The following is a 13,278-nucleotide window of genomic DNA, read 5'->3' as shown; positions in this document are numbered from 1 at the left end:
GGACTTACGTGTCAGCTACCGTCGGTTGTAGTGGTGTGATCTACGTTCCTTGGGGGCGTAATGGCACAGTCGCGGAAGCGGCCACCAAGCCGACAGGCGGCTGATCTCCAGCGCCAACGGTGGGAAGCGCAGGAGCGCAAACGGGAATCTGCCGAGGCCGAACGATTGCGCAAGCTTGAGGTAAAGCAGCAGCAGGAAGCGGAACTCCAACGGCAGATCGAACTTGCGGCCGAGCAAACGGCGACCGTCGAACGCAGGCTGATCGAGATCACCGGGGTGCTGGCCGGAGTTCTCGACCGCTCGGTCCGGCCGCTTGATTTCGAGGCGTTGAAGATACCCCTGGTGCTGCCATCCCTGGACCTCGGAGGAGACGCCGAACCAGAACCGGCGCCCCAGTGGGAGGACTACGCGCCGCACACACCAGGCGCGATCAGTCGGGCGTTCGGTGGCGCCAATCGCTACGTTTCCCGGCGGGCGGCCGCTGATAAACGCTTTGAACGCGCCCAACGCGACCATGCCGAACGCGAAATCGCGCGCCAACAGCGGGTCGTTGCCAAGCGGGCGGCCCATGCCGAGCGGATCACCAAGCAACGTCAGCGGATCGAGGCTCAGCATGCCGAGATCGATACCTTCCGCGAGAAGGTGCTGAACGGCGACCGCTTCGCGGTCAGTGAGTACTACCAGCGACTCATCGACGACATCACTATGCCGACCGGGTTTCCTACGGCACGCCGCGCCGCTTACGTGCCGGAGTCGACCGAGCTCGTCATCGAATGGGACGTGCCGGGGCTTGACATCGTCCCGCTGGAGAAGGAGTTCCAGTTCGTCAAGACGCGCAAGACGATTGAGGTGCGTAAGAAGCGTCCGATCGAGGAGATTCGCAGCACTTATCAGGACATCATCTGCCAGATCGCCTTACAAGCGGTGCACGCTGCCTTTGCTGCCGATCTGAACGAGCTCGTCGACACCGTGGTAGTCAACGGCATGATTGACATGATCGACCCGGCGATCGGGCAGCCGGTCCGGCCGTGCCGGATAACCCTGCGGGCGACGCGGGCACAGTACGACAAGGTGAACCTCCACCAGGTTAAGGCGGTGGAATGCGTGCGCAGGTTCTTCGGCGCCGAGGTCACTGACCACCCAGAAGCTCTTGCCTCTGTGGAGCCCTACCTCAGCTTCGACATGGCAGATCCACGCTTGGTAGACCCGGTCGACATCCTGAGTAAGCTCGACCGACGCCCCAACCTGATGGACATGGAGCACAAGGAGTTCGAGCACTTCATCCAAAACCTCTTCGACCGGATGGGTTTCGACACCAAGCAGTTCCAGGCCAGCGGTGACGGTGGCATCGACTGCATCGCCTACGACCCAACCCCTATCCGCGGCGGCAAGTACGTGATCCAGGTCAAGCATTACAAGGACACCGTGCAACCGTCGGCGGTCCGGGACCTGTTTGGCGTGGTGCATGCGGAAGGGGCTACGAAGGGAATCCTGATCACGACCAGCGGTTTCGGTCCGAGCAGCTACGAGTTCGCCAACGGCAAACCGCTTCAGCTCTACGATGGGACCCGGCTGCTGTGGCTTTGTCATCAGCAGGGAATCGAAGCGCGGATCGTCATGCCACCGAAGACCAAGAAGAAGGCAAAGTGACCGGTATCGCCGGTTCGCTTCGGCGGGCGCACGGACAGTTTGACTGCTATGAAACGTGGGCTAACGGCGGAAGTGATTACCGACAGTCGTGCCACGGGGAGACTCAGGAGGAGGCGTTCAACAAGGCCAACCTGTGGTTGGGAATCAGCGGGAACACGGCACCCTCCTCGACGTATCCTGGCGACGAGCCCCCAATCCGGAGACGTACGAGCTGACGATCTACTTCTCTGAGTGAACCTGGGCCGGAACCGAGAGGCTTCCGGCCGCCTGTTGGGCTTTGGCGTGACGTCTCCAACGGTCGGGCTTCAGCTGTGCAAGGCGGTCATCGTGGACCTGGCGATTTCGAGTTCTTCCCGCGGACGCACGACGAGGACGGGTACGGCCGCGGAGGGCGGGCTGACCGGGCCATCGTCGTCGCGGTTGCCGCTCAAGCCTCCGGAGATGCTCAGCACCCCCAGCCCGGAGCACACCGCTTCGCGGAGCTCGGGCTGGTCCCAGCCGATCTCCCCGGTGAAGACCACCGCATCCACGCGGTCCAGGCTGGTGGCCTCCGCGGCGAGCTCCCGCCGCACGCCGTGGGCGAACACCTTCATGGCCAATTCGGCTCTGGCGTCGCCGTTTTCGGCCGCCTGCACCAGCTCCCGGGTATCCGCGGAAAGCCCCTCGGAGAGCCCGAGCAAGCCCGACCTCCGGTTGAGCGCTTCGGCGATGTCGTCGATGCCGAGTCCGGCTTCGCGCTGCAGCCACAGGAGCAAACCGGGGTCGACGCTGCCGGAACGTGTGGTCATCGGCACGCCCTCAAGCGGGGTGAAGCCCATCGACGTCTGCACGCTTCGCCCGCTGCGGACCGCGCATACCGAGCAGCCCCCGCCAAGGTGGGTCAGTAGGAGCTGCAGATCATCCTCCGGACGGCCGAGCAGCTGAGCAGTGCGCCGCAGGGCCCGGGAATACGAGAGCCCGTGAAAGCCGTAGCGTCGAATTCCGTAGCGGAACCGCCAATCCGCGGGCAGGGCGTAAGTTCTCGCGACCTCGGGAAGCTCGGCGTGGAAGGCCGTGTCAGGGCACAGCACGTGCGGAAGCCGTGGTAAACGCGCGCGCAGGGTGTCCACGAGATCGAGCACCGGTGGAACGTGCAATGGCGCCAGCGATTCCGCTGCGCGTGCCGCGTCAAGCGTGGAGTCGTCGACAGTGACCGGAGAAAGCAATTTCTGGCCGCCGTGGACAAGGCGGTAACCGACTCCTGCGATGTGCTGGTCCTGAACGCGTTCCAGCAGTCCTTCGAGCGCGCGTCGCGCTTCCGCGCTGTGCGCATGTTGCTCCACGGCCGATGAATCGAGCACTTCATCCGCTTGAGCATCGACGAGATGCAGCTGCAAGCTGGAGGAGCCTGGATTCACGGTTAGCACCAGGGCCATCGAGCCACCTCCCACTCCGGTCAGGGCCGGTACCGCTGTCACGCCCCGGCCCGTGCCCTCCAGGCACCAGTTCTCAACCGCATCAACGTCGTGGCCTGGCTCCTTTGGCTCGGGGTGCCTTTCTGAGCGAAGTCGTGGGCCGGCCCCAAGCCCGCGCGCCTACGACCCTGACAAGAGCCGAGTCCGTTCGCGTCCGCCCCGCAGGTCGAATTCGCAGGCGGCGTTCGGCCCGGCAGCGCGAGTCTTCGAAGGCCGTAGTGCCCTGCGCAGCAGGCGACGGCGTTGGTGCGGACCACACGGCCGAGACGAATACTCGACGACCAGCCCACGGCCCTGCCACACGAGGTCGATCTGCTTCCTCTGGACCACGGCAGGCGGGCATCCCAAGTCCAAAGTCGACGCACAGGCCGGGTTGTCCGACGGGCGCGCAGCCACGCCCGCACCGGGGCGTCGTCCGCGCATCGAGGCCCCGCATCCAGGTCGTCGTGCGGTCGGAGTGTCCTGACGGGAGCATGGCACCGGGTGCGATGGGAGCGGGAGGCTGCGGATGGAGGTGCCGGGTGTAACCCCGGAAAAGGGCCTGACTCGCGCGATCCGCGCATTCCTGCGCACCGAGTCCGGCGGGACCATGGTGCTGCTCGCAGCCACGCTCATCGCGCTGGTGTGGGCCAACTCGCCGTTCGCCGACACCTACGAGGCCCTGTGGCAGACCCCGTTCGCGCTGCGGTTGGGCGACCTCGAATTCGATCTCGACCTCCGGCACTGGGTGAACGACGGCCTGATGGCGCTGTTCTTCTTCGTGATCGGGATGGAGGTTTCGCGCGAGTTCAGCGTCGGCGAGATGCGCGACCGGCGCCGAGCGCTGCCTCCGGCGCTCGCAGCAGTGGGCGGGTTGATCTTCCCGATCGGTTTGTACCTGGCGTTCAACCCGGGCGGCCCCACCGCAGTGGGCTGGGGCATCCCGATGGCCACCGACACCGCGTTCGTCCTCGGGGTGCTGGTCCTGGTGGGGCCCCGGTGCCCGGATCCGCTGCGGGTGTTCATGCTGACGTTGTCGGTGGTCGACGACGTCGGTGCGATCGCGGTCATCGCGGTGGCGTACACGCGGCACATCGGCTGGACAGCGGCGGGCATCGCCCTCTGCCTGTTCGCATTGTTGCTTCTGGTGCGGCGCTTCGGTGAGTGGCGTTCGTCCGTATACCTCCTGCTGGGCTTGGCGATGTGGGGTGCCACGGTGGAGTCCGGCATACATCCGACCGTCATCGGCCTGACCCTCGGGGTTCTCGTTCAGGTGTACGAACCGCACGAGTCGCATGTCCTTCGCATGGGTGAGCTCACGCAGATGTTCCTGCGGGATCCGACACCGGAGCGCGGCCGGGAGGCGGTGCTGGGGCTGCGGACGGCGGTGCCGCCGAACGAGCGGTTGCAGCTCCTGCTGCACCCGTGGACCAGCTACCTGATCGTCCCCCTGTTCGCATTGGCCAACGCCGGAGTGCCGATCAGCGCGGAGACGTTGTCGCGGGCCTTGGTCTCGCCGGTGACGCATGGCGTCGTCGTGGGGCTTGTCGTCGGGAAGTTCGTCGGGGTCTGCGTCGGGACCTGGGTGGCGCTGCGTTCTGGGATGGGTGCGCTGCCGGGGAATCTCGTGTGGGGGCAATTGGCCGGCGGCGCGGCCTTGGCGGGCATCGGGTTCACCGTGTCCCTGTTCATCGCCGAGCTGGCGTTCGAGCGCGAGGTCTGGAAAGAGGATGCCAAGATCGGGATTCTCCTCGGGTTGCTGATCGCCGCGGTGCTGGGGCGTCTGATCTTCGCGTTCGCCTGGAACAGGGGAGCGGCGTGCGAACCGCCGCTGGCGGTGGGCGAAGATCAGGAGGAAGACCGGCCCGAGATGCTCACGGAGCCGGTCACGGGCCGCGACCACATTGCCGGCCCGGATACGGCCCCCGTGACGGTAGTGGAGTACGGCGACTACGAGTGCCCGCACTGCGGTCGGCTGCACCCGATCACCCAGCGGCTTCGCGAGCGGTTCGAGGACGATCTCCGGTTTGTGTTTCGGCACTTCCCACTGGACGAGGTGCACCCGCGCGCGGTAGCGGCGGCACTAGCCAGCGAGGCCGCCGACGAGTATGCGCGGTTCTGGGAGATGCACGAAGAGCTGTTCGCGCACCAACGCGAGTTGGATGACCGCAGCCTCGCTCGTCACGCGGAGCGGATCGGCGTACCCGGTGATGCCGTGGTGGGCGCGCGCTCCCGCGTGCACCTTCCGCGGGTGGCAGCGGATATCGCCTCCGGGCGAGCGAGCGGTGTTAGGGGCACGCCGACCTTGTTCATCAACGGCAGGCGCTACTCCGGACCGCTCGATGAGGCGTCGCTGAGCGCAGCCATCGACGAGGCCCTCTCGTCCTGAGACGTCTCATCTCGGGACGGCGCAAGCATGCGGCATCGGGCGGATCACATCTTCGCGCGAGAAACCCTGCGAATGGCTTGACACCAGGGGGCTACCGGCGGACCTTGAATCGTAGGCTGGCCAACCGGAGCAGGGCACCTGAACTGCGGGGACGCCTACTCTAGAAGGCCCCTGCTCGCGGACCCGGCTAGGCTCCCGGCAGACCTGGCAGATTCGGTGACGATCGAATTTCTCGGGATTTTCCGGGGGCCGTCTCGCGTCGGCAGTGGTGCGGATGCGGTTTAAGGTTCGTAGCCCGGTCGGCGGCGCCAGCTCGCCCGCGCCGCAGCGTGCTCGACCGCCGGATTCTGAGCTGCGGCACCAGGCTGGTGGCTTCCCACGTCGTTCAACAAAGTTGCGACGTTGTCGGATCCCGGAGACGCGGCGAGTCGTCGGCGAGCAGCCGAGCTGCGGGCTGAAACATCTACAGTGGATCGTTGCCAGACGATGTGACCGCTGGCGACGCGGTTCGATCAGGACGCTGGGCCGGTGGCACCACGTTCCGGCGTGCCTTGCCGCTGCTGGAGGAGCCGCGCGGCCTCGTCTGCGACTTCGGTGTCAACGAGTACCTCGTACCGGTTCGGCACCATGGCCTGCACCGCGGCGAAGTCCCTACGCCCGCCTTGCAGGGCGTAGGCCACCAAGCTGATCAAGGCGCCGACGATGGCACCGAAGATGAGTCCGTAAACGGCCAGCGTCAGGCTGGCCAACAACGGCTCGATCCAGCTGAGCAAGCCGAAGATCCAGCCAATCAGCACGCCGGTCACCGCCCCGCCGCTGGCGCCGTGCAGTGCGGCCTTCCCGTAGCTCATCCGGCCGACCACCTGCTCGACGAGCTTGACGTCGTGACCGACGATCGCGACCCGTTCCACCGGGAACCGCTGGTCGGCGAGGTAGTCCACCGCACTCTCGGCTTCCCCGTAGGTCGCGTAGGAGGCGACCGGTCTGCGTGCCGGACTCTCGATGGGTGACGACTCCCCGGCACCGGGCGCGGGGGGCGGTTGTTGGGCCATCGTCGACTCCTAGGTCTTCGCCCTCCGCGCTGGGATTGGCGAGCCTCGACGGTCTGCCGGCCCGGCGGTCCGGTCGCGACCCGGCGATGTACAACAAACAGCACCGGCGGAGGAACCTTCGAGCAGGAACGACGGTTCCGAGCCGACTGCCCTCAGCTTGCCAAACGCGGGCTGTTCGGCGCGTGCGCACTGGGGGACGAAATCCGCGCGGCGATTAGGCCCGCCGGGATAAAACGATTCGCCGAACCACCAGGACCCCGGCAAAGTTGCCGGTATTCGAAGACGGACAGCACCAGCGCCGAGGCCGTCCCACAGAGGTTCAGCGTTACCCAGAGCGAGCTGGGCACGCCTTTGGTGTCGGACCGATGATCTCCTGGCCGTTGATCAGCAGCATGAGAAACGTTGCGCCGATCGGTGCGAGCGCCGCACGTCCTGGTAGACGCAGCGCGCCGGCCGGCAACGCACCCCGCACCGTGGCCAGTCTCCGCAACCTCGCCATCAGCGCCCGGCGCCTGATCGGGCACACCAACATCACCAAAGCCCTACGCCACATCGCCCGCGACTTCACCAGACCACTCACCTCTGCGGAATCACCCCCTGACAAACCAAAGCGACTTTGCCGAACCCTGCTCGAACCACAGGCGGCGGCGGTAATCGATCGACTCGGAATCGAGAAATCCGTGAAGGGGAGGACAAACGCCGTTGGTACTGCCGTCGAAGCCGCTTGACGTTGGTGCTCACGGCGGAGGTACTGAACCTGTCGACGTCGTTGCATCCATTGCCCGACCGGCGTTTCCTGGGAGGCGCGAGCCGCCCTGCACCGTCGGGAGGCATCATGGAACTCGACGTCGTAGTGGAAACACCGATGGGGTCCCGCAACAAGTACGAGATGGATCAGGAGCTCGGTCGGATCCGGTTGGACCGGACGTTGTTCACCGCCATGCAGTACCCGGCGGACTACGGATTCGTACCGAACACCCTCGCCGAGGACGACGAACCACTGGATGCGCTCGTGCTGGTCGCGGAGCGAACTTTTCCGGGCTGCCAGATCGCTGCGCGTGTCGTCGGGGTGTTCTGGATGCGGGATCAGAGCGGCCCCGACGCGAAGTTGCTGTGCGTCCCCGCGGGCGATCCACGCCAGCAGCACATCGAAGAGCTCGGGGACCTGCCCTGGCACCTGGTCGAGGAGATCGCTCATTTCTTCGCGGTCTACAAGGAGATCGAGCCTGGCAAGTGCACCGAGGTGCGGGGGTGGCAGGACCGTGCGTTTGCCGAACAGGTCGCGCACGAGGCCTTCGCCCGCTTCGGTGGCTGATGAGGCTTGGAGGGTGCGCGGATTGGCTTGCGTGGCGGTGCGGGTAGCGGAACCTCAGAGGTCTTCTCGTCTCCGGGATCCCCGACATCATGTATGTCCAATGCACCACGTCGGGGCTGTCCTCGCGGGGAGAACCCCGGAGGGGTGGGCCGCCGTGAACCCGCGGCGGCGCAAGCTGCGAGGGTGGGAGGAAGCGGCTGACGCCGCTTGCCTGACGACCCCCTCGACATGCCCAATCCGCGCGAGTTCTTAGTCGATGGATGCCCGGGGCCGGGACCACCGTGCCAGAGCCAGCGCGGCGACCAGCACGAACGCCACCCCGGCGCTGACGGCGAGTTCGACGAGTTGGTCATGGGTCACGGGCGCGGCCCCGGGAACAGCTAGCCTGATGACGATCGACAGGATGTGCCGGACGATCGCGATGACGCCGACGACGATGAACGGCTCGAGCTGGAGATGCCCGCCGCGCAGGTGGTGCACGACCGTGACGAAGATTTCCAGCACGATCAGGATGAGCAACAGCTCCTCGATCACGCCGATGAACTGCTCCGGCCAGGGGGCGGGGCTCTGGACGACGGAGACGACCGCGACGACCAGGATCGCGGCGGCGAGCACCAGGAGCACCAGCGAGATCACGTAAAGCAGGTAGTACTCGCCGAACAGGAGCAGGCGCAGCACCAGCGCTCCCAGTGCGGTGCGGTCGCCGGTTCGCAACGGGTCGGGCTGCCGCGGCGAGGACGCTCCGCCGTCCTGCCACCCGTCTGACTCGTTCGCCATGGCACCCGCCATCTCAGATCGACCGCTGCGCACCTTCCGGCCCGGAGGTTCGGCAACGGGCGGGCCACTGGTCCCGCCGCCCGCAATCGCAGCATCGCGTTGAGGTGAGCGGGCTTGAGCGTCTGCCGGGGGCACAGCGGAAGTCTTCGTGCTGAGCACTCGCAGACCCATCGCGCGCACCGTGCGGAGCCGGCGCGAGGCCATCCGCAGGTCTTGGCGTGCATCCCCATCGGGGAGTGTGGCAGGCGTGGCGGACCCACGCGTGCCCCTGATGGGGCCAATCCCGGCAGCGTCGTTCGACTTGACCGAGCGAGGCGGGCCTTGTCCCTGGCGGGCAGCCGTGGGCGACGAGGGAACTCGACGTCGGCGACCGGCCGAGCCGGACAGCGGCGACCGGCACGGGGATTCCGCTCGCCGTCACGCTCACATTTGTCTCAGCCCTGACGGTTCGCCCTGCTGGGGCAGGTCGCGAGCGGGAAGTTGCCGCCTTCGGGTCGAAGTGATCGAGACAGCTCTGGAGGACGATCGTGCCCATGGCCACTCGACGTCCTTTGCATCCGGACCCGGCAAGCGAACTGCTGTTCCGATCAGCCGACGTGCGTGCCGACCTGTGGCGCCGCGCTGCGCTCGCCGAGCTGGCGGACATGGCCGGGCATGCTTTTGTGGCCGCGCTCACCGACGAGGCGGACGAGATGACGATCACTTCGGTTCAGCGCGGTGCCCACTACACCGTGGTGGCCGTCAGCGGTCCCGTCGACTCCCGGGCTACGCGGCAGCTGGCCGCCCACCTCAACGGGCTGCACAACGCCGGAGCGCACCACCTGGTGGTGGATCTGTCGCGCGTCACGAACCTGGACGAGAACCTCCTCGACCTGATGCGCCGGGTCGAGGCCAGGGTGCTGGCGCGCAACGGCGTTTTCGAGCTGACGGGCCTGGCGCCGAACGTGCTGTACGCGATGGAGGACGGGCCGCTGTCGGAGGTCTTCGCGCTCTACCGGGCCACCCTCGAGGAGGCGGGTCCGCAAGCCGTGTCGTGGGCGGCGTTGCGCTGCCCGCAGGGGCTCGCCGAAGTGCCTGAACCCCGCACGGCGCGGCGGCACCGCTCGATCTTCGACGTGAGCGCCCGGCCGAGGGGCGGCCGGGTCGCGAGCACGCCGGAGTAGGTCAACTGCCGAGCCGTCGCGCGGGGCCGTTTCCTCGAACGGAAAGATCATCGGACGGGATTCTGCCGCCAGGCGCTCGACGGCGCTCACACCGGTGTCAGCCGGCTGTCGGGCTTTACCCGAGGCGAAAGCATGACTGAGCTATCAGCGGGCCTTTCCGAGCGGCCCTGATGACCGGAAGTAGTGACGGGTATGTGCCGTTCGTCCCGCTGGGTCAGCCGGCGGAGGCATTTTGCGGCTGCCGGGTCGAGGTCGGTGACTGCGGCGATCGGCACGATGGTTGTCACGGTCAGTTCACCTTCGCAGCACCGGGCACCGGTGCCCGAGGTGCTCTTTCGATCGGCCGGCGCCCGTGCTGACGCGCGGCGGGAATCGGCCGTCGACGAGCTGCGCAGCATCTCGGTGTCCGGAGGTGACCGGGGGAACGGCCAAGAACCGTCCACAGTGGCCGCCGCCGGGCAGTGAAGGTGGCTTTGACATGGATACGTCAGCAGTGTTGCAGACCGGTGGTTTCGTTGGAGGTGGTCCGGATGACCGGCGTGTGGGTGGACCCGCATCTTGAACACGTGCGGCCCGTGGTCCCGAGAAGTCCCGAAGGTTGCGAGGAATGCTTGCAACTCCACTCGCCGTGGGTGCACCTCCGGCTGTGCTTGACTTGCGGGCACGTCGGCTGCTGCGATTCCTCGCCGCTCAAGCACGCGAGCCGGCACGCGCATGTCCAGGGCCATCCCGTCGTGGCCTCCGCGGAGCCCGGTGAGAACTGGCGTTGGTGCTATGTCGACGAGACGTTCGTCTGATCGGAGATCCGCGACGGGAGTCCACTATGAACAGCGGTGTTGCGGCCGAGACGCCAGACCTGCACGGGGCGTACCCGCGGCTCAGCGACGAGCAGATCGACCGCCTCAGCGCCCACAGCGAGCGCAGACCCACCCAGCGCGGCGACCTGCTCTTCGAGGAAGGACAGCGCGTCCACGAGTTCTTCGTGATCCTCGCCGGCAAGGTCGCGGTCGTCGAAGGGTACGGCGGACCGAAGGAGCAGATCCTCCGGGTGCACGGCGCCGGCCGGTTCCTCGGCGAGCTGGGACTGCTGGCGGGACAGGCGTCACCGCTCACCGCCGTGGTCGTGGAACCCGGCGAGGTCCTCGCAGTCCCGGTGGACTGGCTGCGGGAGGTGGTGCGGCAGGACGTCGTGCTGGGAGACCTGATCCTGCGGGCGTACCTGGTGCGGCGCTCGCTGCTGATCGGCCTCGGGGCCGGCTTCCGCATCGTCGGATCCTGCTACTCCCCGGACGCGCGGCGGTTGCGCGAGTTCGCCGCGCGCAACCGCCTGCCGTACCGGTGGACCGACGTCGAGCAGGACGAGCAAGCGGAGGAACTGCTGCGCCGGTTCGGCGTCGGACCGTCGGAGACCCCCGTGGTCATCCTCCACGGGGAGGTCGTCCTGCGGAACCCGAGCAACGCCGAACTGGCCGCAGCCCTCGGCTTGGGCCACCGCATCCCGGAGAACATCTCCTGCGATCTGGCGGTGGTCGGCGCGGGCCCGGCCGGGCTTGCCGCTGCCGTCTACGGCGCCTCCGAAGGACTGACCACGACCGTGCTGGAGGGCCTGGCCGCCGGCGGGCAGGCGGGAACCTCGTCGCGGATCGAGAACTACCTCGGTTTCCCCGCCGGTATTTCCGGTGCGGAACTCGCTGAGCGCGCCGTCCTGCAGGCGGACAAGTTCGGCGCTCAGATCAACGTTCCCGCCGCGGCGAAGGCCCTGAGCGTGCGAGACGGTCATTACGTCATCAGCGTCGAAGGGGGGAGCGACGTGACGTGCCGCGCGGTCGTGCTCGCAACTGGCGTTCACTACCGCCGGCTCCAGGTCCCCGGTATCGAGCCGTTCGAGGGGGCGGGCGTGTACTACGCCGCGACGCTGCACGAGGCGCGGATGTGCCGAGTCGATCCCGTGGCGGTCGTCGGTGGCGGCAATTCCGCAGGGCAGGCGACGGTTTTCCTCGCCGATCACACGGAGTGTGTGTACCTCGTGGTCCGCGAAGCCGACCTCGGCGAGAACATGTCCCGGTACCTCGTGGAACAGGTCGAACACCACCCCCGCGTGGAGGTGCTCATGCACAGCGAGGTGCGCAGGGTGAACGGCACCAAGGCGCTGGACTCGCTGGTCGTGGAGGACAACCAGGACGGGACGCGGCGAACGGTGCCGGCACGTGCCCTGTTCGTCTTCATCGGCGCGACGCCGTGCACGCGGTGGCTCAGCGACGCGATCGCGCTCGACGAACGCGGTTCCATCCTCACCGGGTCCGATGCCATGCGGGCGACGGACCTGTGGCAGCACGTCGATCGGCCGCCGTACTTCCTCGAGACCAGCCTGCCCGGTGTGTTCGCCGCGGGTGACGTGCGCAGCGGTTCCATCAAGCGCGTCGCCTCGGCCGTGGGTGAGGGTTCCATGGCGGTCCGCCTCGTGCACGAACACGTGGACCGGCCGGCGGGCTCCACCCGCCAGCAGCGCGTGTCGGCACCGCAGGCGGCGTCGTCGTGACCGTGGCAGGGCTACCGGTCACCGGCAAGGATCCGATTTCCGGTGGCGGCGCAACTGGTCGCCGTAGGCGGCTTCCCGCGAGATGGCGATGGCCCGGTCGTCGGCCTCCTGCTGGTCGTCGAGCCGAACGGTCCCTTCCGCGTCACCACCGATCGGTCTCGACGCGCCTTCCAGGATCGCGCCGGCGGTGCGTGCCGCCAGCGGCAAGGCGCGATGGGTCAGGGTCTTCCACAGCGGGACCGCCGCAATGAAAGCCGCGAGCGGCGGGTCGATCAACCCCACGCCGACGGCGAGTGCCACCCCGCCGAAGTACCCGATTGAACGGGGCACGTCCAGTGTCACCGGTCCGACCCGGAGGTCGAGAATGGTCTCCGAGGGCATGGCGTTCCTCCTGGGAGTCGACAATTGGTCCAGGTCGCGCGCCCTTGCGCGATGCCTGCGCATGCCGCACCGGCCTGCGCCTCATGGTGGCGCTCAGCACAGCGCTCGGCTTTCCGAGGCCCTCCGGCACCGGTTCGATGGGCTGAAGCCCGTCGCATCCCGCACCCCCACCGACATGTACGACGAAGAAGTGTCCGGACTGCACAACCGGGTCGTCCACGAGCTCAGCCTGGCGGGCTGGCTGGTCGGCAATTGCCTGAAGCACGAGGATTACTGGCCTACCCGGGAAGTGCGGGGGCACGTCCTGCGGTGCTGCGCAGAACTGGTGACCCGCGTCGGTGAACTCGCGGACCGGATTTGCGACCAGGATCCGGAGGTTGCCGCCGAGGTGCGGCGACTGACGGCTCTGCTGACGCACCGCAGCGAGCAGCTAAACAGCGCCGGCGAGTAGCGCCGCGGGAGCTTTCTGCTGCATCGGGGTCAATACTGCGCCGCGAATTCGTGGTGCCGGGTGGAAGCACGCGCTCGCTCGGGGCGTGGATGCTCGTAATGCCGGACCTTGGGTTTCGAGGAGGTTGG

At 67.3% G+C, this 13,278-nt stretch carries 13 protein-coding genes; 9 read left to right on the top strand and 4 right to left on the bottom strand.

What is annotated here, in order from left to right; genetic code table 11:
* Nucleotides 1-60: 60 nt before the first annotated feature.
* Nucleotides 61-1,650 (top strand): restriction endonuclease, encoded by a 1,590-nt coding sequence (locus MOQ72_RS17905; RefSeq protein WP_242184884.1) that lies wholly within the window; start codon nt 61-63, stop codon nt 1,648-1,650.
* 305 nt (nt 1,651-1,955) lie between these two features.
* Here the strand turns inward: MOQ72_RS17905 and MOQ72_RS17900 are convergent, their stop codons facing one another.
* Nucleotides 1,956-3,065 (bottom strand): acetate/propionate family kinase, encoded by a 1,110-nt coding sequence (locus MOQ72_RS17900; RefSeq protein ID WP_242184883.1) that lies wholly within the window; start codon nt 3,063-3,065, stop codon nt 1,956-1,958.
* Between the two features lie 547 nt (nt 3,066-3,612).
* Here MOQ72_RS17900 and nhaA point away from each other — a divergent pair.
* Nucleotides 3,613-5,472: a Na+/H+ antiporter NhaA gene (gene nhaA / locus MOQ72_RS17895; protein ID WP_242184881.1), complete on the top strand. Its 1,860-nt coding sequence runs from the start codon at nt 3,613-3,615 to the stop codon at nt 5,470-5,472.
* Nucleotides 5,473-5,984: 512 nt separating this feature from the next.
* Here nhaA and MOQ72_RS17890 read toward each other — a convergent pair.
* A complete protein-coding gene (locus MOQ72_RS17890) occupies nt 5,985-6,524 on the bottom strand; it encodes a YflT domain-containing protein (protein ID WP_242184879.1) in 540 nt (179 codons plus the stop codon).
* 365 nt (nt 6,525-6,889) lie between these two features.
* Between MOQ72_RS17890 and MOQ72_RS17885 the strand changes: the two genes are divergently transcribed.
* Nucleotides 6,890-7,252, top strand: a complete 363-nt coding sequence (locus tag MOQ72_RS17885) for a hypothetical protein (RefSeq protein WP_242184878.1) — start codon at nt 6,890-6,892, stop codon at nt 7,250-7,252.
* Nucleotides 7,253-7,359: 107 nt separating this feature from the next.
* Nucleotides 7,360-7,839, top strand: coding sequence for an inorganic diphosphatase (locus tag MOQ72_RS17880; RefSeq protein WP_242184877.1), 480 nt, complete (start codon nt 7,360-7,362; stop codon nt 7,837-7,839).
* A gap of 249 nt (nt 7,840-8,088) precedes the next feature.
* On the opposite strand, the gene MOQ72_RS17875 is transcribed toward MOQ72_RS17880, so the two are convergent.
* On the bottom strand, nt 8,089-8,616 hold the full coding sequence (locus MOQ72_RS17875; protein ID WP_242184876.1) for a phosphate-starvation-inducible PsiE family protein: 528 nt from the start codon (nt 8,614-8,616) through the stop codon (nt 8,089-8,091).
* A gap of 533 nt (nt 8,617-9,149) precedes the next feature.
* Here MOQ72_RS17875 and MOQ72_RS17870 point away from each other — a divergent pair.
* From MOQ72_RS17870 to MOQ72_RS17855, 4 genes are all read left to right on the top strand, one after another.
* Entirely contained in the window at nt 9,150-9,779 is a 630-nt protein-coding gene (locus tag MOQ72_RS17870; RefSeq protein WP_242184875.1) for an STAS domain-containing protein, read from the top strand.
* 327 nt (nt 9,780-10,106) lie between these two features.
* A complete protein-coding gene (locus tag MOQ72_RS17865; RefSeq protein WP_242184874.1) occupies nt 10,107-10,244 on the top strand; it encodes a hypothetical protein in 138 nt (45 codons plus the stop codon).
* A 65-nt stretch (nt 10,245-10,309) separates the two neighbouring features.
* Nucleotides 10,310-10,576: a UBP-type zinc finger domain-containing protein gene (locus MOQ72_RS17860; RefSeq protein ID WP_242184873.1), complete on the top strand. Its 267-nt coding sequence runs from the start codon at nt 10,310-10,312 to the stop codon at nt 10,574-10,576.
* A gap of 26 nt (nt 10,577-10,602) precedes the next feature.
* Nucleotides 10,603-12,318, top strand: coding sequence for an FAD-dependent oxidoreductase (locus tag MOQ72_RS17855; RefSeq protein ID WP_242184872.1), 1,716 nt, complete (start codon nt 10,603-10,605; stop codon nt 12,316-12,318).
* A gap of 18 nt (nt 12,319-12,336) precedes the next feature.
* Here MOQ72_RS17855 and MOQ72_RS17850 read toward each other — a convergent pair whose 3' ends face one another.
* Entirely contained in the window at nt 12,337-12,699 is a 363-nt protein-coding gene (locus MOQ72_RS17850; protein WP_242184871.1) for a hypothetical protein, read from the bottom strand.
* A 175-nt stretch (nt 12,700-12,874) separates the two neighbouring features.
* Between MOQ72_RS17850 and MOQ72_RS17845 the strand changes: the two genes are divergently transcribed.
* Nucleotides 12,875-13,150, top strand: a complete 276-nt coding sequence (locus MOQ72_RS17845; RefSeq protein ID WP_242184869.1) for a hypothetical protein — start codon at nt 12,875-12,877, stop codon at nt 13,148-13,150.
* Nucleotides 13,151-13,278: the final 128 nt, after the last annotated feature.

Origin of the sequence: Saccharopolyspora soli, from assembly GCF_022678645.1 — a bacterium.
GTDB lineage: Bacteria > Actinomycetota > Actinomycetes > Mycobacteriales > Pseudonocardiaceae > Saccharopolyspora > Saccharopolyspora soli.
This window is presented reverse-complemented; position numbering and strand designations above follow the sequence as displayed.